Source organism: Robertmurraya dakarensis (assembly GCF_900156875.1).
Lineage (GTDB): Bacteria > Bacillota > Bacilli > Bacillales > Cytobacillaceae > Robertmurraya > Robertmurraya dakarensis.
This window is the reverse complement of sequence record NZ_LT707409.1, coordinates 2536259-2558604: the sequence shown is the minus strand read 5'-3', so window position 1 is coordinate 2558604 and position 22346 is coordinate 2536259. Positions and strand designations below refer to the sequence as shown.

Annotated in this window: 18 protein-coding genes and 1 other annotated feature; of the genes, 14 read left to right on the top strand and 4 right to left on the bottom strand. The window is 39.2% G+C overall.

Annotated elements, in window-relative coordinates; genetic code table 11:
- Positions 1-4: 4 nt before the first annotated feature.
- Together CZ487_RS21215 and murC are read left to right on the top strand one after the other, a co-directional pair.
- Positions 5-2293: a DNA translocase FtsK gene (locus CZ487_RS21215; RefSeq protein ID WP_237562976.1), complete on the top strand. Its 2289-nt coding sequence runs from the start codon at positions 5-7 to the stop codon at positions 2291-2293.
- A 262-nt stretch (positions 2294-2555) separates the two neighbouring features.
- Positions 2556-3854, top strand: a complete 1299-nt coding sequence (gene murC / locus CZ487_RS21210; RefSeq protein ID WP_077214274.1) for a UDP-N-acetylmuramate--L-alanine ligase — start codon at positions 2556-2558, stop codon at positions 3852-3854.
- Positions 3855-3898: 44 nt separating this feature from the next.
- Here murC and CZ487_RS21205 read toward each other — a convergent pair whose 3' ends face one another.
- Positions 3899-5014 (bottom strand): aminopeptidase, encoded by a 1116-nt coding sequence (locus tag CZ487_RS21205; RefSeq protein WP_077214273.1) that lies wholly within the window; start codon positions 5012-5014, stop codon positions 3899-3901.
- Between the two features lie 294 nt (positions 5015-5308).
- On the opposite strand from CZ487_RS21205, the gene CZ487_RS21200 reads away from it, so the two are divergent.
- The 7 genes from CZ487_RS21200 (at position 5309) to motS (ending at position 11336) form a co-directional block, all read left to right on the top strand.
- Positions 5309-5773: a DUF948 domain-containing protein gene (locus CZ487_RS21200; protein WP_077214272.1), complete on the top strand. Its 465-nt coding sequence runs from the start codon at positions 5309-5311 to the stop codon at positions 5771-5773.
- A 26-nt stretch (positions 5774-5799) separates the two neighbouring features.
- The gene (locus tag CZ487_RS21195) at positions 5800-6246 is read left to right on the top strand and encodes a YtxH domain-containing protein (protein WP_077214271.1); all 447 of its coding nucleotides are present in this window, start codon (positions 5800-5802) and stop codon (positions 6244-6246) included.
- A 93-nt stretch (positions 6247-6339) separates the two neighbouring features.
- Positions 6340-6675, top strand: coding sequence for a bacillithiol system redox-active protein YtxJ (gene ytxJ / locus CZ487_RS21190; protein WP_077215411.1), 336 nt, complete (start codon positions 6340-6342; stop codon positions 6673-6675).
- A gap of 694 nt (positions 6676-7369) precedes the next feature.
- Entirely contained in the window at positions 7370-8446 is a 1077-nt protein-coding gene (locus CZ487_RS21185; RefSeq protein WP_077214270.1) for a bifunctional 3-deoxy-7-phosphoheptulonate synthase/chorismate mutase, read from the top strand.
- Positions 8447-8707: 261 nt separating this feature from the next.
- On the top strand, positions 8708-9709 hold the full coding sequence (gene ccpA, locus CZ487_RS21180) for a catabolite control protein A (protein WP_077214269.1): 1002 nt from the start codon (positions 8708-8710) through the stop codon (positions 9707-9709).
- 60 nt (positions 9710-9769) lie between these two features.
- A complete protein-coding gene (gene motP, locus CZ487_RS21175) occupies positions 9770-10588 on the top strand; it encodes a flagellar motor protein MotP (RefSeq protein WP_077214268.1) in 819 nt (272 codons plus the stop codon).
- The gene (motS, locus tag CZ487_RS21170; protein ID WP_077215410.1) at positions 10578-11336 is read left to right on the top strand and encodes a flagellar motor protein MotS; all 759 of its coding nucleotides are present in this window, start codon (positions 10578-10580) and stop codon (positions 11334-11336) included. The genes motP and motS overlap by 11 nt, the downstream gene beginning before the upstream one ends.
- Before the next feature lie 105 nt (positions 11337-11441).
- Here the strand turns inward: motS and acsA are convergent, their stop codons facing one another.
- Positions 11442-13160, bottom strand: coding sequence for an acetate--CoA ligase (acsA, locus tag CZ487_RS21165; RefSeq protein WP_077214267.1), 1719 nt, complete (start codon positions 13158-13160; stop codon positions 11442-11444).
- A 253-nt stretch (positions 13161-13413) separates the two neighbouring features.
- Between acsA and CZ487_RS21160 the strand changes: the two genes are divergently transcribed.
- Genes CZ487_RS21160 through CZ487_RS21150 form a run of 3 tightly spaced genes read left to right on the top strand, consistent with a single transcriptional unit; the run spans position 13414 to position 15883 of the window.
- Positions 13414-14046, top strand: coding sequence for a GNAT family N-acetyltransferase (locus tag CZ487_RS21160; RefSeq protein ID WP_077214266.1), 633 nt, complete (start codon positions 13414-13416; stop codon positions 14044-14046).
- Between the two features lie 26 nt (positions 14047-14072).
- Positions 14073-14723: an acetoin utilization AcuB family protein gene (locus CZ487_RS21155; protein ID WP_077214265.1), complete on the top strand. Its 651-nt coding sequence runs from the start codon at positions 14073-14075 to the stop codon at positions 14721-14723.
- Positions 14720-15883: an acetoin utilization protein AcuC gene (locus tag CZ487_RS21150; RefSeq protein WP_077214264.1), complete on the top strand. Its 1164-nt coding sequence runs from the start codon at positions 14720-14722 to the stop codon at positions 15881-15883. Before CZ487_RS21155 ends, CZ487_RS21150 begins: the two co-directional genes overlap by 4 nt.
- Before the next feature lie 71 nt (positions 15884-15954).
- Here the strand turns inward: CZ487_RS21150 and CZ487_RS21145 are convergent, their stop codons facing one another.
- On the bottom strand, positions 15955-18813 hold the full coding sequence (locus CZ487_RS21145; protein WP_237562923.1) for a transglycosylase domain-containing protein: 2859 nt from the start codon (positions 18811-18813) through the stop codon (positions 15955-15957).
- 137 nt (positions 18814-18950) lie between these two features.
- Positions 18951-19239, top strand: a binding site (T-box leader).
- A 56-nt stretch (positions 19240-19295) separates the two neighbouring features.
- Here CZ487_RS21145 and tyrS point away from each other — a divergent pair.
- Entirely contained in the window at positions 19296-20555 is a 1260-nt protein-coding gene (tyrS, locus tag CZ487_RS21140; protein WP_077214262.1) for a tyrosine--tRNA ligase, read from the top strand.
- A 97-nt stretch (positions 20556-20652) separates the two neighbouring features.
- Here tyrS and rpsD read toward each other — a convergent pair whose 3' ends face one another.
- On the bottom strand, positions 20653-21255 hold the full coding sequence (gene rpsD, locus CZ487_RS21135; RefSeq protein WP_077214261.1) for a 30S ribosomal protein S4: 603 nt from the start codon (positions 21253-21255) through the stop codon (positions 20653-20655).
- 480 nt (positions 21256-21735) lie between these two features.
- Here rpsD and CZ487_RS21130 point away from each other — a divergent pair, with 480 nt between their 5' ends.
- Positions 21736-22311 (top strand): hypothetical protein, encoded by a 576-nt coding sequence (locus CZ487_RS21130; protein ID WP_077214260.1) that lies wholly within the window; start codon positions 21736-21738, stop codon positions 22309-22311.
- Positions 22312-22346: the final 35 nt, after the last annotated feature.

The following is a 22346-nucleotide window of genomic DNA, read 5'->3' as shown; positions in this document are numbered from 1 at the left end:
AGAAGTGGAAATGACCGAGGAATCCGTCCCACAAGCAATAGAGGCTGTTGAAGAAGTGGAAATGACCGAGGAATCCGTCCCACAAGCAATAGAGGCTGTTGAAGAAGTGGAAATGACCGAGGAATCCGTCCCACAAGCAATAGAGCCTGTTGAAGAAACGGAAATGACCGAGGAACCAGTTCCACAATCGATGGAAGCTGTTGAAGAAACGGAAATCATCGAGGAGTCAATCTCACAAGCAGAAGAGGAGATTGAAGAAGAGGAATTCATTGAGCAGCCAGTTCAACAATCAATTGAGGAAGAAGTAATCACCGAGGAACCAGCCCAACAGTCAGCAGAGGATATTGAGGAATCCTTTGTGGAGGTCTCTGAAGGAACAACAAATGAGACTGTTGAAGAACTATTCTTTTCTGAGGAAATGCCTCCTGGTGAGGGGGAGAAGGAATCCTTTTCATTAGAGGAGAATACAGAAGAAGCAGACGAGGCTTCCATGTTCAGCCAAGAGGAAACAGAGCCGCAAGTAGAAGAAACAGTAAAAGCAAGATCTCACATTCCGTTTAATGTCATTATGCTGAAAGAAGATAAGCGGAAACTAGAGAGAAGAATTCATCAAGAAAAAACATCGCCAGCAGTCGAAAAAGCAGATGTTGTCGAAAGAATCGAAGAAACCATTGCCGTCCAAGAATTTAATGCAGCACACCAAGAAGCAAGTGCCGCACAAGAGGACTTGTTAATGGAATCTCCAGTCCATGAATTAGAAATAGAAGAACCGCCAGCAGAGGATAATGAAGCAGAATATATAAATTTTGAGATGACAGAATCAGCAGAATCACAGCCAGATGAGTCAATTATAGAGGGGCAGAATTTTGATGAACCTTATTATGTATTCCCTGCTAGAGAGCTGCTAAAGCCGCCTGTTTTTCTTAAGCCAGATCCAGAGTGGCTTCAAGAAAGGGAAGGCTTGCTGAATGAAACACTGCTTAGTTTTAATGTACGGGCGAAAGTAGCGAATGTAACACAAGGTCCTTCTGTTACCCGATTTGAAGTTCATCCTGAGCCGGGTGTGAAGGTCAATAAAATTACAAATTTATCAGATGATATCAAACTGAGCTTAGCGGCAAAAGATATTCGTATGGAAGCGCCAATACCTGGTACACACCTGATCGGCATTGAGGTGCCAAATGAATCAAGCCGACCCGTACTCATCAGTGAGATTATTAATAGTGACGAATTCCTGCAGCACTCGTCGCCTTTAACAGCTGTACTGGGCCTTGATATATCAGGGAAGCCGATTGTAACAGACTTACGGAAAATGCCGCATGGTTTGATAGCGGGTGCAACAGGTTCCGGTAAAAGTGTCTGTATCAATTCGATCCTTGTAAGTTTGATGTTTAAAGCAAATCCTAATGAAGTAAAGCTGATGCTCATTGATCCGAAGATGGTTGAGCTTGCACCGTACAATCAAATTCCGCATTTAGTAAGTCCGGTTATTACAGATGTGAAAGCTGCGACGGCTGCCTTAAAATGGGCTGTTGAAGAGATGGAGCGGCGTTATGAACTATTTGCTCATTCAGGAGTTCGCGATATTTCCCGTTTTAATGAATTGGCTGAACATCATAAATCAGAAAAGCTTCCATATATTGTTATTGTTATCGATGAGCTTGCGGATTTAATGATGATGTCACCTGCGGACGTAGAAGAAGCAATATGTCGAATTGCCCAGAAGGCACGTGCCTGTGGAATCCATTTAATCATCGCAACACAGCGTCCATCAGTAGATGTTATTACGGGATTAATTAAGGCAAACGTACCGACAAGAATTGCGTTCTCTGTCTCATCACAAGTTGACTCAAGAACGATTATTGATATTAGCGGTGCGGAAAGACTCCTTGGAAAAGGCGATATGCTCTTTTTAGAAAATGGTTCATCCAAACCAGTCAGATTACAAGGAACGTTTGTATCTGATGATGAGATTGATGCTGTAGTTGCTCATGTTCGAAGAGAACAAAGTCCTCAGTACTTGTTTGAACAAGAAGAACTCTTGAAAAAAGCAACTGTACATGAAGAAGAAGATGAATTATTTTATGAAGCATGTGAGTTTATTATCGACCAAGGAGGGGCATCGACTTCCAGTTTGCAAAGAAGGTTCAAAATTGGCTATAACCGTGCGGCAAGGCTGATTGATCTAATGGAGGAGCAAGGCTTTATTTCTGAAGCACGAGGCAGCAAGCCGAGAGATGTATTGATTACAGAAGCTGAGCTTGAATCCATTCATGAAAATGGGTCATTTTGATAGAAACACAAATATCATTTATATTGGGAGTTATTGGTGATACAACCGCTCCCAATATAAAGATAAATCTGTTTTTTCACGATACATAGTTTTTATGATTAAATGATGATATAATGTTTTAACATGATAAAGTCTACTGAGAACTCAAGTATTTTCGTATTGTACATATGAATACACAAGCTTGATTTACAGTGTAAAATGAGCAAAAGCTGATTTATGTCATATACTGTTTTACAGATAGACGATGGTTGGAGGTTCTTTTATGACTATTTACCATTTTGTGGGTATAAAGGGATCTGGGATGAGTGCTTTAGCACAAATCCTGCATGATATGGATTTTGAAGTTCAAGGTTCTGATGTAGATAAACACTTTTTTACACAGATAGCCCTTGAGCAGTCAGGTATTAGGATCCTCCCATTTCAAAAAGAAAATATAAAACCTGATATGATCGTTATTGCAGGGAATGCTTTCCCGGATACACATGAGGAAATTGAAGAAGCCAATCGATTAGATATTCCGGTAATCCGTTATCATCGTTTCTTAGGCGACTTTATGCAAAAATTCACAAGCATCGCAATAACTGGTGCACATGGAAAGACATCGACCACCGGGCTGCTTGCACATGTAATCCGCGGGGCAATACCATCTGCTTTTTTAATTGGAGATGGAACTGGTAAAGGCGATAAAGAAGCAGAGTATTTTGTATTTGAAGCATGTGAATATAGACGTCATTTCTTGGCCTATTTTCCGGATTATGCCATCATGACAAATATTGATTTTGACCATCCTGATTATTTTGCCAATATTGATGACGTGTTCTCGGCATTTCAAGAAATGGCGCTGCAAGTTAAAAAGGGAATTTTTGCTTGCGGGGATGATGAACAGCTTCAAAAAATTCAAGCGAAGGTTCCTGTGCTTTTTTATGGCTTTGGCGAGGAAAATGATTTTCAGGCCCGGAACTTAGAAAAATCAACAGAAGGCACAACCTTTGATGTTTTTATTCGCAATGAGTTTTATGAGACATTCTCTATTCCGACATTTGGAGAACATAATGTCTTAAATGCGCTTGCTGTGATTGCCGTTTGTCAATATGAAGGGATCAATCCTGAGGTTGTTAAACAGCAGCTTCTGAGCTTCCAGGGAGTAAAGAGACGATTCTCTGAGAAAAAAATAGACTCTCAAGTATTAATTGATGATTATGCACATCACCCAACTGAAATAAGAGCAACAATTGATGCAGCACGTCAAAAGTATCCTGAACGTGAAATTATTGCCGTTTTTCAGCCGCATACATTCACAAGAACGCAAACTTTCTTAGCTGAGTTTGCTGAAAGCCTTGCGCTCGCAGATAAAGTATATTTATGTGAGATCTTTGGTTCTGCACGTGAGAATCATGGGAAAATGTCAATTAACGATCTTGGGGATAAGATTCCCGATTCAGAAGTAATTAACGAAGAGGAAATTACGATATTAAACAAGCATGAAAATGGTGTGATTATTTTTATGGGTGCCGGAGATATTCAAAAATTCCAGGATGCTTATGAAAAGCAATTACAGTAATCAAAAAGGATGCAGCATGAAAATGCTGTATCCTTTTTGATTTTTTATTTTAGATTTTCAGGATTAAGTGCTTCCAGCTCAGGGATGACAAATACGCCATCTTTTCTGATTAAAACATCATCAAAATAAATTTCCCCGCCGCCATATTCAGGACGCTGTATATTGACCATGTCCCAATGGATATTAGAGTGATTGTCATTAAATGCGTCATCATAGCATTGTCCAGGAGTAAAGTGGAAGCTGCCATCAATTTTCTCATCAAATAATATATCCTGCATCGGATGCTGTATATGGGGGTTCACTCCAATCGCAAACTCGCCGATATAGCGTGCTCCTTCATCCGTATCAAAAATCTTATTGATTCTTTCTGTATCGTTTGATTCTGCTTCGACAATTTTACCGTCTTTAAACGTTAATTTAACATTCTCAAATGTGAAACCTTGGTAAGGAGACGGAGTATTATAAGTAATCACTCCATTAACCGAGTTGCGGACAGGAGCCGTATAGACTTCTCCATCTGGAATGTTCATTTGTCCCGAACACTTAATAGCAGGAATATCCTTTATGGAAAAAGATAGATCTGTTCCGGGTCCGGTCAGGCGAACTTTATCCGTTTTGTTCATAAGGTTGGCGAGATTATCCATGGCTTTATCCATTTTTCCATAATCTAAATTACAAACTTTAAAATAGAAATCTTCAAAAGCCTCCGTGCTCATTTTTGCAAGCTGCGCCATGGAAGATGTCGGGTAGCGAAGCACAACCCATTTGGTTTTAGGGACACGAATGTCTCGGTGAACCTTTTTCCCGATAGTGGAACCATGTATTTTCATTTTGTCATCAGGAACATCTGCCTGTTCATTAATGTTATCTCCGGATCTGAGCCCGATGTAGGCATCCATCTCTTTCATGACATTTGCTTCAAAATCAGCCATCATGTTGTACTGTTCTTCCTGCGCCCCCATTAAAAGCGAGCGGTCGACTACATGGTCTTTTAATAACACGAATGGGTATCCGCCAGCTGAATAGGCTTCCTTCACAAGAGCTGTGACGAGCTCGCGCTGCAAACCAAAGTTTTCAATTAATACCTTTTCTCCTTTCTGAAGCCTTACAGAATAATTAATTAGATTTTTTGCTAATGTTTCGATACGAGGGTCTTTCATATATTACCTCCGGCTTTTTCATTGAGTTGCTCTGTTTCTTTCAAAGGAAGTATCGTCTTCTTCCACCTTTCTTATTTTAACCGAAAAGATAAGTGAAAATAAATTTCTACGATTATACGTTATCTCAGTCACTTCATTCTTTATAAAGGAATTAAAATGAAAGTAGAATCAATTTGTGTTAAGATTTGTATGTAAAGGAAAATTTAAGGTATATGTAGACTGTACTATTATTTGTTTATTGTCTGTCCCATTAGGGAAGAAGTTAATGAGAAGGATGCCGGAGGTGCTAATAGAGTGGAAATTATTCTTTACTTAAGTGCAGCATTAGCTGCGATTGCCTTTTTTATTTTAGTATTATTTATAGGAAGGACTTTAAAATCGTTACAAGGAACATTGGATCATGTTTCCCATACCTTAGCTGGACTTGAAAAGCAATTAGATGGTGTCACACGGGAGACTACTGAGTTATTACATAAAACAAATACACTTGCTGAGGATATTCAAGAGAAGTCAGAACGCTTAAATGTAGTAGTTGATGCTGTGAATGATGTAGGAGAGTCAATCGGACAGTTTAATCAGTCCGTTAAAAAAATTACTTCATCCGTAAATACCCAAATTGATCAAAATAAAGAAAGAGTCTCCCAGGTTATTCAGTGGAGCAACGTTCTTTTAGAACTTAAAGATAAATGGACTGAAAAAAAGTCCTCTAGGCAAAAGAAAGAACAGCAGCATGAGAGAAAAATTCAAGAAAATGGTTAAGTACAAATAATATGGAGGGATAAAAAATGGCTAATTATGAAAATCAGGAGAATGACAGGCAGGAAAATCGGTACGAAGAGAGCATTAATACAAAGGATTTTATCATAGGATGTCTTATAGGAGGAATGGTAGGGGCTGCTACTGCACTCTTCCTAGCTCCAAAGTCTGGAAAGGAAATACGTGATAATATTAATCATGGTGCGCACTCACTTAAGGATAGGACAAGTCAATGGCGTGAGGCAGCTGTTCATAAAGGTACTGAATTAGCAGATGTCGCAAAAGAAAAAACAAACGTCATTGGAAAGAACGTTTCTAAGCAATCTCATGAAATCATAAACAAGGTTAAAGGATTAACTGTATCAGATGGAAAAGGACAAGCTGATGAAGCTGACCAAGGCGCTGATATTCAACAGAAGTTAGAGGAAACGAAACGTGCTTTTGATGAAACTGAATCACAATTGAACGAAGGATAATGACAAGCTGTAATATTTGTACTGCAAGCGGTGAAATGATACTATTATTTCACCGCTTATTTTTGGGAAAAAATGAAAATTGGAGGAGTAATGGTGAATAAAATAGAATCAGTAGAACAATTTGAACAAATCCTTAAAGAACAAAAAAGCTTTTATATATTGAAGCATTCGCTAACATGCCCAATCAGCCAAGCTGCATACGAAGAGTTTGAAAGTTATGATCAAGAGAATCCTAACTTTCCTCAATACTTTCTAGCTGTCCAAGACAGCCGTCCATTATCAAATCATATTGCAGAAAAGTTTCATATTAAGCATGAGTCTCCTCAAGCTATCTTGTTTAATAACCACGATGTGGCATGGCATGCATCACATTGGAAAATTACTTTTGATTCCTTAACAAAAGCAAGAGAAGAGAATCCTGCTCAATAAGGCGGTCCATATTACAAGGTTTAGCATATTAGTAAAAGAAGAACTTCCTGGCGTGCACTAACGGGTTCTCTTTTCAAGTGCGAAATAGTGAAAAAAAAGACTAATTAACTTATGAAAAAGCATGGTGATTTTTATAAAAAATCTGCCATGCTTTTTTAGGGGGAGAATTTCCCGCTAATGTATTGAGGGGATGCTTAAGAAGCAGATATAAGGGGAGAATTTACGTTTATCCTCTCTAAATAGTGCAAAATTCAAAGATTTGGGTCCGTATAACCGGAAAAATTCCCTTTATTTTTCAGGAAATATAGGTATTTCCCGGAATAACCGGAAAAACTCCCCTTATTTTTCAAATATATATCCTAATTTGCAAATTGCCATTTACGAAGTTCTTTTCAGAAGTTTCATAAATTCGTAGTTTACAAGCATTTTTACACTTTAATGCTTAAAAGCGTTTAATTATTAAAGAAAAAAGCGTGACAATCACAAATATTTTAGATATAATAACCCTAATTAATTATATAACAATGTATCATACTTCAACTTAGTAGACTGTAAAGAATTTCAAGGGCAGTTGTCAAAAAAAATGTCCACCTTAAATACTAAATATGATATATTGTATTTTAAAAAGATGTTCAGTCAGATAATTTAGATGTATTTAATAATTCTGACAAATATTTCGAAAGGGCGGAGAAGAATGAGCAATAAGGAACTTGATCAATTACGAGATCGAATCGACGAAATTAACGTGGAACTTTTGAATCTTATTAACGAAAGAGCGCGACTAGTTCAAGAAATTGGACGTGTGAAGGAAACTCAAGGGGTAAATCGTTATGACCCGGTACGTGAGCGCAATATGCTTAATAAGATTATCGAGAACAATGAAGGTCCTTTTGAAGCCTCTACACTAACTCATCTTTTTAAGGAAATTTTTAAAGCGGGCCTTGAATTACAGGAGGATGACCATCGTAAAGCGCTGCTTGTTTCACGTAAAAAGCATCCGGAAAATACGATTGTCGACATTAAAGGAACAAAGTTCGGAAATGGTTCCCAGCAACTAATTTTTGGTCCTTGTGCGGTCGAATCTTATGAACAGGTTGCAACAGTTGCTGAGGCAGTAAAAGCGAAAGGCTTAACGCTTCTACGCGGCGGTGCTTACAAGCCAAGAACTTCTCCATATGATTTCCAAGGGCTTGGTCTTGAAGGATTGAAAATCCTTAAGAGAGTGGCAGACGAGTATGGTTTAGGAGTTATTAGTGAAATTGTTAACCCAGCTGACATTGAAACAGCGGTTGAATACATCGATGTTATTCAAATTGGAGCTCGCAACATGCAGAACTTTGAACTGTTAAAAGCAGCAGGTGCTGCCAAAAAACCAGTATTGTTAAAGCGTGGCTTAGCAGCAACCATTGAAGAGTTTATTAATGCAGCAGAATACATTGCGGCTCAAGGGAACGAACAAATCATTCTATGTGAACGAGGCATTCGTACTTACGAACGAGCCACAAGAAATACATTAGATATTTCTGCTGTACCAATTCTAAAACAAGAAACACATTTACCAGTTCTTGTTGACGTTACCCATTCTACGGGTAGAAGAGATCTGCTTCTTCCAACGGCCAAAGCTGCACTAGCTATTGGAGCAGACGGTGTGATGGCAGAAGTGCATCCTGATCCAGCTGTAGCATTATCTGATTCAGCACAGCAAATGGATTTAAAGCAGTTTGATGAGTTCATGGAACAGCTTCAAGCTTCAAGACTTTTACATGTTTAAATATAGAAAGAATGCCTTCTGTTTTTTCGATAAGCAGAAGGCTTTTCTTTGCGCAAATAAAGAATTTTGACGCATGATGGGCTGTAATGCCCTCTATTTTCGTCTTTTTTGTAAAAATTGAACCGTTGAGATTGCGACAAGCTTATCTGTGAAGTATTATTAAATACATAATTAATACTAGTGAAACAATAAGAATTGAATTAGTTTAAAAAGTGAAAAAATAATATGTAATGTGTTCTCACTATAAAGGAGTCGATTTTAATGAATGTAACCATATATGATGTTGCCCGTGAAGCAAATGTTTCGATGGCGACAGTTTCTCGTGTGGTTAATGGAAACCCTAATGTAAAACCTGCTACTAGAAAAAAGGTATTAGAGGTCATAAATAAATTAGGATATCGTCCAAATGCAGTTGCCCGCGGACTTGCCAGCAAGAAGACGACAACTGTTGGTGTAATTATTCCGGACATTTCCAGCACCTTCTTCGCTGAGCTTGCGAGAGGAATCGAAGATATTGCTACGATGTACAAATACAATATTATCTTAAGTAACTCTGATCAAAACAAAGAGAAAGAACTGCATCTATTAAATACAATGCTTGGCAAGCAAGTAGATGGAATTGTGTTCATGGGTGGAAACATCACTGAAGAGCATGTAGAAGAATTTGAAAAGTCGCCAGTTCCAATTGTTTTGGCAGGTTCTATAGAAGAAACTGGTAAAACACCTTCGGTAAATATTGATTATGAACAGGCTACCTTTGATGCAGTAACAACGTTCATTGAAAAAGGTCATAAAGAAATTGGCTTTGTCGTTGGGCCTTTACATGAGCCGATTAATCAAGGAAAGAAGATGAAGGGATATGCCCGCGCTTTACAGGAAGCTGGAATAGAGTATCGTGAAGAACTTGTTGTAGAAGGTGACTATACATATGATTCCGGCATAGAAGCCTTTGAAAAGCTAGCAGAATTGGAGCAAAGACCAACTGCTATTATTGTTGGATCCGACGAAATGGCTCTAGGAGTGGTGCATGGAGCAGAGGATAAGGGCTTTAAAATCCCTGAAGACTTTGAGGTCATATCATCTGATAATACCCGCTTAGCTCTAATGGTTCGGCCGCAGCTTACAACGATTGTGCAGCCTTTATATGATATTGGAGCTGTATCTATGCGTCTATTGACTAAATTAATGAATAAAGAAAAGACTGAAGAGCATACAGTTGTTCTTCCGCATCGAATTGAACTTCGCAGCTCAACAAAACAATAAATTTGTCGATATAAATATAAAAAGGACAAACGTATTGTGTTGCCTGAGGTGGGAGGAACCATGAAAAGGTTTGATTTTCTGACACCGGCTGGTTTAACTGTCGGTGTTCTAATGCTTTTATTTGGAATTGTATACAATGGGGGCCTCACGGGATTTTTGTCGTTTATTGACCCTGCTTCCATGATTATTGTATTAGGTGGACTAGTCTCTGGGTTATTGGTAAGTTTTCCTGTCAAAGATGTTAAGCATATGTTTATAGTCATCAAGCAGGCTTTTCATCATGATGAACAAAACTTAAGAGAACTCATTCAGACTTTTGTGACGTTATCGGATCGCGCCCGCAGAGAAGGGCTTCTTTCTCTCGAGATGGAAGTGGAAAATGTTGATGATCCATTCCTGAGAAAAGGGGTTCTCTTAGCGGTCGATGGTTTGGAACCAGATGTAATTCACGATATTATGAACGCAGAAATCACCGCAATGGAAGAAAGGCATAGCAAAGGAAGGAGTATATTAGAAAAAGCCGGTGAATACGCTCCTTCTTGGGGGATGATTGGAACATTAATTGGATTGGTACTAATGCTCAAGAACCTAAATGATCCATCTACATTAGGTCCCAATATGGCGATTGCTCTTTTGACAACCTTATATGGTTCTTTAATGGCTAATTTGGTGTTTATTCCACTGGCAGCTAAGCTTGCCCTAAAGACTGAACAAGAGGTCTTTTTTAAACAAATTATCATTGAGGGAGTTATTGGAGTTCAAGCGGGACAAAACCCAAAGATATTAGAGGAAAAATTAAGTGCCTTTTTATCAAATAAAGAAAGAGTACAACAGAACGAAAGTAATCGAAATGGAGAGGACTTAGATGATGAAGTTTAAGAAACGTCCTCAGAAACCTCCTAAAGGGGCTCCTAAGTGGATGGTAACTTTTTCAGATTTAGTTACTCTCGTTCTAGTATTCTTTATTCTACTATTTTCTATGTCTCAAATTGATATGATTAAATTTAAACAGATTGCAGAGTCTTTTCGAGATACTCAAATCTTGGATTACTATCCTTCGATTATTCCGATGGAGAACCCTCCTGAATTGGAACAGGTGGAATCAGAAGAAAATGACGATTTAGGCGCTGCAAATCGTTTCGAGGAGGAGCAGTCTCTTCAAAACTTATTATCAGAAATTCAGAAATTCCTAGAGGAGAATGGGATGGAAGACATCATTCTCGCAAATCGGACTGATAGAGGCGTAGTCTTGGTACTAAATGAGCAGGTTCTTTTTGAAACAGGTGAAGCGGAAATCATTGGCGGCAGCAATGCCTTTCTAGATAAGGTGGGCAGTCTATTAAAAAACATTCCTAACCTCGTAAAGGTGGAGGGGCATACTGATGATCGACCAATTACCACTTATCGTTACCCTTCGAATTGGGAACTGTCAGCAGCCCGTTCAAGCAGTGTGATTAGATATTTGGTGGATCACTATGATCTCGACAGCACTAGATTTATAGCTGTTGGATATGGTGAAACAAGACCGATTGTGCCCAACACTGGTCCTGACAATTGGGAAAAAAACCGCCGGGTTGAAATTGTCATCTCAGACCCGAAATATACTGAACAGAACCTAGATAATTAAATAATAGTGGATTAACTAGTGAGACAAGAAAAACCTTTGCTTGAATATGCAGAGGTTTTTCTTGTCTTTCTTTATGACTTAAATTTAACGGGTGCTTCCGCTTTTTTAGTCTTCCATTGTTGAAAGATCGCCTGTTGGGAGGTCGAGTTCCCAAGCTTTAAGCACACGGCGCATAATTTTTCCGCTTCTTGTCTTAGGAAGTTTGTCTCGGAACTCAATCTCACGCGGTGCTGCATGGGCTGCCAGCCCCTTCTTAACAAATTGGCGGATTTCTTCTTTTAACTCATCTGTTGCCTCGTAGCCTTCTAACAATGCAACAAAGGCTTTAATAATTTCACCGCGGACAGGGTCTGGTTTTCCAATGACTCCGGCCTCTGCTACGGCAGGATGTTCAAGAAGCTTGCTTTCCACTTCAAATGGGCCTACCCGTTCTCCAGAAGTCATGATTACATCATCGATACGGCCTTGGAACCAAAAGTAGCCATCCTCATCCATATAAGCTGAATCACCAGAAACATACCAGTCGCCAGGCATAAAATAAGATTCATACTTTTCTTGGTTTTTCCAAATGGCATGCATCATAGATGGCCATCCCTTTTTGATGGCAAGATTACCCATTCGGTTTGGAGGCAGTTCATTTCCTTGATTGTCAACGATAGCAGCTTTAACTCCTGGTATTGGTTTGCCCATGGAGCCAGGCTTAATTTCCAAACAAGGATAGTTTGAGATTAGCTGTGCGCCTGTTTCGGTCATCCACCAGTTATCATGGATGCGGAGATTAAATACTTTCAATCCCCATCTAACAACTTCCGGATTTAATGGTTCTCCAACGCTTAGGACATGACGAAGCTCTCTTAAATCAAATTTCTTGATCACTTCATCCCCAGCTCCCATCAGCATGCGGAAAGCAGTTGGTGCACTGTACCAGACGGTTACTCCATAGTCTTCGAGTACCTGGTACCACGCCTCAGGACTAAATCTTCCTCCAACAATTACATTCGATACACCGTTCAGCCAAGGCCCAAAAATCCCGTATGACGTACCTGTTACCCAGCCCGGATCAGCTGTACACCAGTAAACATCATCTTCTTTTAGATCTAACACCCATTTGGCTGTTTGATATTGCTGAATCATGGCATTATGAACATGCAATACTCCTTTTGGTTTTCCTGTTGACCCCGAAGTATAGTGAAGAATATGTCCGTCCGTTCTCTCCACCCATTCAATATCTAACTTATGACTAGCTGAGCTCAACTTTTTATTGAAATCTATCATTTTATCATTTTCATTAATATCTTCGCCAACTAAGAAAATATGTTTTAAAGCAGGCAGCTCTTCCACAGGGACACGACCTAATAGTTCAGGCGTTGTGACCAGCACTTTCGCTTCACTATCTTCCAAACGGTCCCTAACTGCCCCCTCCATGAAGGCTTCAAATAATGGTCCAACGATAGCTCCTAGTTTAATAGCTCCTAAAATAGAAAAATATAGCTCAGGAGAACGAGGCATAAATACAAAAACGCGGTCTCCTTTTTCAACTTCGGCATATGTTTTGAACACGTTTGCTGCTTTATTAGAAAGCTCTTTCATTTCCTTAAAGGTATATTTTTCATTTCTTTCTGCATCACGGTAATACAGAGCTATTTTATTCTTTCTAAAAGTTTCAGCATGCCGGTCAATTGCTTCATAAGCTATATTTACAAGGCCCGTTTTAGACCATGAAAATTCTTTTTCAACTTCTTGCCAATCGAAGTTTGCGTATGTTTCTTCGTAATTTTTTAAGTTAAAATCCCCTTGGATTACTGGTAGCGCTTCCACTTTCATATAATAAGTTCCTCCCTTTAGTGTTGTTTATCATTATTATATTATATTTTACATCTTTTCACAATTTTAAAAAAACTTTGTGGAACAAATAATTTTGTTTATACTGAAATTGAGATAGAGGTTTTTGTCACAGAATGTTTTTAAATTTAACAGAAAATTTCGTTAAATACCTTTATTTTAGCGGTTTTGCTGTATAATAGATAGTGTAATTTGGATGAAACTGTGTTTGTATGATTATTTAGGTGGTGGTTCAATGGAACATAAAAAAACTTATAATGCGAAGGAATTAAAGACACCATATGGAGATGTTATTATTGAAGGACCTGTATCTCCGGAAACTTTAGCTGACCTAGAATTTCACTCTGATCTAGTCGCTTTTCGACCGCCAGAAAAACAGCACAAGGCATTAGTAGGAATTGCTCAGTTACCTGAGGGCAGAATTATTATTGCTAGACATAATCACATGGTTGTCGGTTATGCTACTTTTCTGTATCCTGATCCGCTGGAACGATGGTCAGAAGCGAAAATGGAAAATCTGATCGAGTTGGGTGCTATAGAAGTAATACCGCAATTTCGCGGTTGTTCCGTTGGGAAAAATTTATTGATTGTATCAATGATGGACGATGCGATGGAAGATTATATCACGATTACGACAGAATATTATTGGCATTGGGATTTAAAAGGGACAGGCTTAAATGTTTGGGAATATCGTAAAATTATGGAGAAGATGATGACAGCTGGAGGGCTTGAATGGTATGCCACAGATGACCCGGAAATTTGTTCGCACCCAGCCAACTGTTTAATGGTGAAGATTGGGAAACGTGTCGATGACGAATCCATTCAAAGATTTGATCGGCTGCGTTTTATGAATCGTTATATGTATTAAAACATATTAAGATGGGGGACTTATCCATGATTGTGGAAGAAATTATGAATACGGACGTTTCCACTTTAACGAAGGAACATACCATTGCAGATGCTATACACTTACTAAGTGAAAAGAGGATTAGGCATGTTCCAATCGTTGATGGTGATAATCAGCTATTGGGAATTGTCTCTGATCGGGATATAAAAGATGCCACGCCTTCTATATTGGATATAGAAGGACGTAAAGAGGTGCTAAATCGCTCTATAAGCACTATCATGACTACGAATATCATTACGGGCCATCCTTTAGATTTTGTTGAAGAAGTCTCTGCAATATTTTATGATAGCAAGATCAGCTGTCTTCCGATTGTGCAAGATCACAAACTAGTGGGCATCATTACGCAAACAGATTTACTCCATACTTTGGTAGAGTTAACAGGAGCACACCAACCTGGTTCGCAGCTTGAAGTAAGAGTACCGAATAAACCAGGCAAGCTTTTTAAAGTTTTCTCCTGCATACAAAATCGAAAGGTTAATATTTTAAGTGTACTTGTTTACCCTGATAAAAAGGATGAGTTTTATAAAGTTATTGTATTGAGAATTCAAACGATGAATCCTTTAAGGCTGATTGAAGATCTGGAAAACTCTGGATTTGAGGTTCTTTGGCCGAACCTGCCGGGGATGGAAGCGGAATGAGAGATTCTATCTTTATTTTTTCTGAAGATCAATTAAAATACAAATTTAATAATAATCATCCTTTTAACCAGTTGAGACTTAAGCTCACGTTAGATTTATTAGAGAAAATAAACGCTATATCGAAAGAGGATATCATCCCGCCGCGAATGGCTTCAGATGAGGAGCTTCAATTAGTTCATGACCCTCATTATGTAACCGCTGTCAAGAAAGCGGGAAACGGGGAATTATCTGAGGACATGGCTGAAAGCTATGGACTAGGGACAGAAGATACTCCGATTTTTCCGAATATGCATGAAGCGAGCTCCCTGCTAGTTGGAGGAACATTAACAGCAGTAGATTATGTCATGTCTGGGAAAGTGAAACATGCGTTAAATCTAGGAGGCGGGCTTCATCATGGGTTTAGAGGAAAAGCGTCTGGATTTTGCATCTATAATGATAGTTCAGTAGCTATTAAGTATATACAGCAAAAATATAATGCAAAAGTGCTTTATATTGATACGGATGCTCATCATGGTGATGGAGTACAATGGGCATTTTACGATGAACCAGATGTCTGTACATTTTCTATCCATGAAACAGGCCGATATTTGTTTCCCGGAACTGGTAATATAAATGAAAGGGGACAAGGAAAAGGCTACGGCTATTCTTTTAATATACCTGTTGATGCCTTTACAGAGGATGATTCTTGGCTGGATGCCTACAGGACGTCAGTAAAGGAAATTGCAGAGTTTTTCAAGCCGGATGTTATCCTTACGCAGAATGGGGCAGATGCACATTATCTAGATCCACTCACACATTTATCAGCCACGATGAGGATTTATCGTGAAATTCCAAAGCTTGCTCACGAAATAGCACATCAGTATTGTGATGGCAGGTGGATTGCTGTTGGTGGAGGGGGTTATGACATTTGGAGAGTTGTGCCCCGCGCATGGAGTTTGATTTGGCTGGAGATGACTGAAAACAATAACTGCTATGGTCCGCTGCCTGCTGATTGGCTGGATGCATGGCAGGATAAGTCACCTGTTAAGCTTCCGTCTGAATGGGATGATCCTGCCGATTTATATGATCCTATCCCGAGGAAAGCTGAAATTACCGAAAAAAACGCACAGACTGTCGAGAAAGCCTTATATCCAATTCGTAATAAGGCTGGGCATGAATAAGCAATAAAAAGAGGTCCGATTTTTTTAATCGGACCTCTTTTTTGCCACTGACTTAGATTGGATAGCGTATATTAAGTGTTTTGTTCTTCTTGATTTTCACCTGTATCGGTTCCATTTTCAGGATTATCATTAGGTGCGTCAGTATCTGGTTTGTCTTCGGAAGGTGTATCCTCTGGCTGTTCACTTGAAGGTGTTTCTTGTGAACCGACTTGAACGGTATTCCCAGGTGAGGATTCCTGTCCGGCGATGTCGACGGCCGTTACATAATATTGGCCGCTGCCTCCACTATAACCATACGAAGACCCAGATTTTATAGATGCTACTCTATTCCCATTTCTATACACCCTGTAGCCAATAATATCATTCTCAGGATGCTGCCCCCAAGTGATCGAATTGCCCGAAACATTCACTTGTACTGGGTCCGGTCTCTTCCCATTATCACCCATTTTATCATCTGGTAATAAGATATTTGCACCGCGTGAGTTACTTGGGATTAACTGCTGTGGATTTACTTTGATTCCGAAGACCTTTTGAATATAGTCAGGATTCAAAATTAACCCGGATTGTGAAAACTCAGCTGGCGTTGAATCTAAAGCAAGGTATTTCTTGTTTCCTATTTGAACATATCTTCCTTCTACTAAACTGTCATCTACTTTAGTTGGAACATATTTTGCGTTAAATAAGTCTGTTTGGACAAGTCCTGCTTTTGAACATGCATCTGAAGGAAGCAGTCCAGATATGGCACAGAAAGAACGTCTCACGATCCCGCCTGGCATTTTTACCGTTTCCGGTGGATCAACCAATTCAGGCGCTACATCATAGGCAGCATTCATTAACTGCGACCATAAGTAAATATTTCTGTTTCCGTAGGAGAGTCCTCTGTATCTAACCTCCAAAGGCTTCGGAATATCATAACCGATCCAAGTGCCAAATGACACATTTGGATTGGTGGCGACGAACCAGGCATCTTTATAGTCCTGACCTGTCCCTGTTTTCCCAGCCCAGTCTGAGCTGAATTTTAATCGGCTGTTTACCGATGCAGCTGTTCCGCGCTTAATAACATCACGCATCATGTCGTACGTTAAGTAAGCTGTCTGTGGACTAAACACATCAACAGGTTCAGATTTATGTTGATAAATAACGTTGCCATCTTTATCTACAATTTTATCAATTAAGTAAGCATCGATGAACTTACCGCTGTTGGCAAATGTGGCAAAAGCATTCACATTCTCTTCCACTGTAACACCATTTGTTAATCCGCCAAGAACAGTAGACCGGTTTGTATAATCAGCATCGGTAAGCGATGTAAAGCCCATTTTTGTTAAATATTCAGCAGGACGTTTATTGAGAATATCAACATAGGCTTTGACAGCCGGTACATTGTAGGATCTAAGCAATGCTTCTCGAGCCGTTACCAACCCTTTATAGCCGCCTCCATAGTTTTTTGGCCATGGCTTGCTGCTGGAAGGATCCAGCCGCAAAGCGACGTCAGGTAATATTGTACCAGGTGAAAGGCTGCCAAGTTCTATTGCTGGCGCGTAAGCAAGAAGCGGCTTCATAGTAGAACCATTTGAACGTTTTGCACTAGTAGCATGATTCAACTGTTCATGTTCAAAGAAGTCTCTTCCGCCAACAAAGCTGATAATCTTTCCAGTTTTGTTTTCGATTAAAATGGCACCAACTTCAACTGGTTTACTAACAGTATGTTTCTCTCCAGTTTCTGGATCTGTTTCGGTAATTTGAATATCACTGCCATAATAAGAGAATTCATTCTTCACTTTTTGCATGGCATCATAAATATCTTTATTAATTGTAGAATGGATTTCATAGCCATTTTGGCGTAGATCACGGTCAGCCAGTGTTAAATACTCTTCTCTTAATACTTGGTCTTTTTCTAAATCTTCTTCCGTGTATCCATCTTTGACTGCTAACACCTTTGCAAGAGCATCGATCGCCCGTGATTCAATTTCAAAGGTTAACCAAGGATATTGCTCAACAGTACTTGGTAATGGATCGATAAAATCCTGGGTAATATCATAAGAATTAGCTTCCTTAAATTGCTGCTCTGTAATTGAACCATTATCAAACATTCTTTGAAGTACTGTTTTCATACGTGTTACACCAGGTTCAAGGTTTTCTTTAATTTCTCCTCTATTTGTAAAAGGTGTATAGCCGAATGGACTCTGCGGCAGTCCGGCAATGAATGCGGCTTGAGGAAGGGTTAATTCCTTCGCTGTAACGCCGAAAATCCCTTTAGCTGCAGCTTGAACGCCGCCAATATTTCGACCTGAGGAATTTCTTCCGAAAGTCGATACATTTAAATAAGCTTCTAAGATTTCTTCTTTTTCAAAAAATCGTTCTAAACGCAATGCCAAAAGAATTTCTTTTGCTTTACGTTCAAAAGAGACTTCATTAGTAAGAATTTGATTCTTAATTAATTGCTGTGTTAGAGTACTACCCCCTGTTTGTACAGAAGAGTTTGTTACCTCCTGGAAGAGTGCGCGGAGGATGGCTTTTGGTACAATGCCATCGTGCTCATAGAAATATTCGTCTTCTGTTGCTACTACCGCTTTAATTAGGAAATCAGATACATCTTCTAGTGCTACTTCTTCTCTCTCTAAGTCGGTCCGCAGCTTTCCTAAATAGACGCCATTTGCAAAGTAAAGATCTGAAGTTTCCTCATAGTTGTATATGTCCTTTTTCATACTTTCATAGGAACGAACAGGTTCATCTTTAACGAGAGAGGCAAAGTAGCCTGCACCAGCTGCACCTGCAAAAGCACCGCCAAGGACGAGAATCACCAAAAAGATAAGTGTCAAATTCCATATTACTTGGTAAGTAATACTTGCCCCTTTTAAGGTTTTTTTGTTGGTGAAAAAACTAAGGCAAGTTTTTATATAATTTTTCCAGTTTTCTTTCAAACGTATCATTCCCCCTAAAATCACATACATTATAGCATAAACAGGAACGTTAAGATGACATGTATCAGCATTTTTCTAATATTTCCTAATATGGATTTGACAAGATCCTCTATTTTATGATAAAAAAGACAATAGTTTAATTAAATTTAATGGCTTTGACGGGAACCCAGTAATGCTTCTATCCCTATTTTTCAGAAAGCTGACGGTAGATGCGAGTCAGTATACATAGAAGGATGAATTACCTCCCAGAGCTTTTACTGTGAACAATGAAGGAATATGAATTCATATTGGTATGGTATGACTGATTGATGAGTGCGCCTTTATTTTGTAGCGGTAGACGGGCAGGACCGTTATCCTTTTAAAGTGGTGGACAGAACATTTGTGAAAAATGGATGTCCTCAAGTTGGGTGGTACCGCGATATAATCGTCCCTTCGAGTTTATTCGAAGGGATTTTTTTATTGCCGTTTAAATAGAAGGAGGAATTTATAAAATGACTTTATTAGAAGATTTGCAGTGGCGTGGGATTGTTTATCAGCAAACAGATGAACAAGGGTTAAAAGAGACGCTGGAAAAAGAAAGTATCTCCCTATACTGTGGTGTTGATCCTACCGCTGACAGCATGCATATCGGTCATTTATTGCCGTTTTTGACGTTAAGACGTTTTCAAAATGCCGGACATCGCCCGATCGTTCTTGTTGGTGGAGCAACAGGTCTGATTGGAGATCCGAGTGGAAAAAGCGAAGAACGCAAGCTGCAAACGTTGGAAGCTGTTCAACATAACGTCGCTTGTATCAAAAAACAACTGCAAAGTATTTTTGAATTTGAAGGTGAAAATGGCGCAGTTATGGTGAATAACTATGATTGGGCTGGTTCCATGGATATTGTCACATTCCTTCGTGATTTCGGAAAACATGTTGGCGTGAACTATATGCTTGCAAAGGATACGATTGCATCACGTCTTGAAACGGGTATCTCATTTACGGAGTTTACATATACGATTTTACAGGCAATGGATTTCTTCCTGCTTCATCAAAATCATGATTGTAAGCTTCAGGTAGGTGGAAGCGATCAATGGGGTAATATCACAACAGGACTAGAACTTATTAGAAAAATGGCCCCTGAAGGTTCAAAAGCCTATGGATTAACGATTCCACTTGTAACGAAGGCAGATGGTACTAAATTTGGTAAGACAGAAAGCGGGGCTATCTGGCTTGATCCTGAGAAAACATCTCCATATGAGTTTTATCAGTTCTGGATCAACACGGCTGATGCTGATGTAGTCAAATATTTGAAATTCTTCACATTCCTGCCTAAGGAGAAAATTGAAGAACTAGAGCAATCGGTACAAGATGAGGCGCATTTACGTAAAGCGCAAAAGAGTCTTGCAGAAGAAATGACTCGTTTGATCCACGGAGAAGCTTCCTTAGAACAAGCTATAAAAATTTCTGAAGCTTTGTTTAGCGGAGATGTGAAAAAACTGACTGCAGATGAAATCAAGCAAGGCTTTAAAGATGTACCATCTTATGAGCTTGCAGCTGGTGGAGAGATGGGAATTATTGATGTCTTGATCAACTCAAAGATTGCTCCATCAAAACGCCAAGCGCGCGAGGATGTTTCTAATGGAGCCATTTATATTAATGGTGAAAGAATAACGGATGTGGGTTATGTGTTATCAGAGACCGACCGGATTGAAGGGCAGTTTACGATTATTCGTCGAGGAAAGAAAAAATACTTCTTAATTAAGTACTAAAAGAAATTGGGCATGCCAGCAGAATGGCGTGCCCAAATTTTTTTCTTTAAAATAAAAAACCCGTCGATATAAAAATCGACAGGTTTTTAAAGAGAAATTAACGAGAATAGAATTCGACGATTAGTGATTCGTTAATTTCAGCTGGAAGTTCAGAACGTTCTGGTAATCTTGTGAATGATCCTTCTAACTTGTCAGCATCGAAAGTTAAGAAGTCAGGTACGAAGTTGTTTACTTCGATTGCTTCTTTAACGATGTCAAGGTTACGTGATTTTTCACGTAGAGTGATTGTTTGACCAGGTTGCAGACGGTAAGATGGGATGTCAACGCGCTTTCCATCAACCATTACATGTCCGTGGTTAACAAGCTGACGAGCTTGACGACGAGTACGAGCTAATCCTAAACGGTAAACAACATTGTCTAAACGAGACTCTAAAAGAGCCATGAAGTTTTCACCGTGAACTCCGCCCATTTTACCAGCTTTATCGAATAGGTTACGGAATTGGCGCTCGTTCACACCATACATATGACGAAGCTTTTGCTTCTCTTGTAATTGTAATCCGTATTCTGAAAGCTTTTTACGTTGGTTTGGACCATGTTGTCCAGGAGCGTAAGGACGCTTTTCTAATTCTTTACCAGTACCACTTAATGAAATGCCAAGACGGCGAGATAATTTCCAGCTTGGACCTGTATAACGAGCCATGAATGACTCCTCCTTATGTTTTTATTTTGGTAAAATAAAAACAGTTGTGAGCACAGTAATCATTATGAACATTTTGTTTTCGGTATCTTCGCCCTAGCAGCAGCGGGTTACGCAATACCCCATCATAAGAAATGCGGAAGGCGCCCGTTTATCGGCGACAAGCATAAGACGAGCCGGCAGAAAGGTTGTTCTTTAACCTTTTTGACGGATTGTCAAGACCATCGAGCCGATGGCGCCTGAAGCTAGACAGCTTCAAGAATGCTCTCTGAGGAACAAAATGGATTCATAAAGGTGTTCACATAGGCTGCGATATTTTACACAAAGAGTATTATATCTAAATTGAGCAGGGTTAGTCAAGTGGTTCTTAAATTTAATAGGATTATTCTCTGGAATATTCATGATAGCGTCAAACCATACAACATATATATGATAAGGTTATATGCTATAATTGAAGATAGACCATTTGAATGAGTGATGATATTGGTGGAATCAAAAAAAGCCAAAATAATGCGGCTGATGCTAGTCATTTTTTTTGTTAGTTTTACTGCTTTTGGTTTCTTTTTAAAATATGATGAAAAAGTGCCTAGGACACAAGCAGGCGCTATCGTAATCGAAAAAAGCCAAGGAGAAAATGATAACCCTGAAGTGATTATGTATGAGTATAAGCATAATCGATATGTTCTTGCAAGATATGAAATTGAAAGAACTAACAAGTTTCATTTTAGAACGATTGCTGCAATTGAATTATCAGAACCCGTGCAAAAACTGCAGTATGATCAAGCTGGAAATGGTTTTTGGGTTGAAATCTCTGATGGCTGGCATTATTTTAATTATGCCCTGCTGGAAGAGCGAGAAGCTGCACAAGGTAAGATTTCTAGTGCTAAAGTTCAATTTGTAGAAGAAACAACAAATGAAGGAAATTGGCTGCTGATAGAAGGCAGGCATAAAGTAGAAATAGGGAAAGATGAATATGTAGTAGAAATTCATTCTTTGTCACTCGATAACAGTCTTTGGATGATGATTACAAACCAGGGTGTAAAGATTGTGTCAGGGTGAGATTTGTAATAGAAAAACAGTACGCAGTGCTTGGT

What these genes read in the sequence shown, in the direction of transcription:
- CZ487_RS21155 (WP_077214265.1), top strand. Translation starts at nt 14,073, where the DNA reads ATGATTGTGGAAGAAATTATGAATACGGACGTTTCCACTTTAACGAAG.
- CZ487_RS21150 (WP_077214264.1), top strand. Translation starts at nt 14,720, where the DNA reads ATGAGAGATTCTATCTTTATTTTTTCTGAAGATCAATTAAAATACAAA.
- CZ487_RS21195 (WP_077214271.1), top strand. Translation starts at nt 5,800, where the DNA reads ATGGCTAATTATGAAAATCAGGAGAATGACAGGCAGGAAAATCGGTAC.
- ccpA (WP_077214269.1), top strand. Translation starts at nt 8,708, where the DNA reads ATGAATGTAACCATATATGATGTTGCCCGTGAAGCAAATGTTTCGATG.
- CZ487_RS21205 (WP_077214273.1), bottom strand. Translation starts at nt 5,014, where the DNA reads ATGAAAGACCCTCGTATCGAAACATTAGCAAAAAATCTAATTAATTAT.
- tyrS (WP_077214262.1), top strand. Translation starts at nt 19,296, where the DNA reads ATGACTTTATTAGAAGATTTGCAGTGGCGTGGGATTGTTTATCAGCAA.
- motP (WP_077214268.1), top strand. Translation starts at nt 9,770, where the DNA reads ATGAAAAGGTTTGATTTTCTGACACCGGCTGGTTTAACTGTCGGTGTT.
- CZ487_RS21185 (WP_077214270.1), top strand. Translation starts at nt 7,370, where the DNA reads ATGAGCAATAAGGAACTTGATCAATTACGAGATCGAATCGACGAAATT.
- motS (WP_077215410.1), top strand. Translation starts at nt 10,578, where the DNA reads ATGAAGTTTAAGAAACGTCCTCAGAAACCTCCTAAAGGGGCTCCTAAG.
- murC (WP_077214274.1), top strand. Translation starts at nt 2,556, where the DNA reads ATGACTATTTACCATTTTGTGGGTATAAAGGGATCTGGGATGAGTGCT.
- rpsD (WP_077214261.1), bottom strand. Translation starts at nt 21,255, where the DNA reads ATGGCTCGTTATACAGGTCCAAGCTGGAAATTATCTCGCCGTCTTGGC.
- CZ487_RS21160 (WP_077214266.1), top strand. Translation starts at nt 13,414, where the DNA reads ATGGAACATAAAAAAACTTATAATGCGAAGGAATTAAAGACACCATAT.
- acsA (WP_077214267.1), bottom strand. Translation starts at nt 13,160, where the DNA reads ATGAAAGTGGAAGCGCTACCAGTAATCCAAGGGGATTTTAACTTAAAA.
- CZ487_RS21145 (WP_237562923.1), bottom strand. Translation starts at nt 18,813, where the DNA reads ATGATACGTTTGAAAGAAAACTGGAAAAATTATATAAAAACTTGCCTT.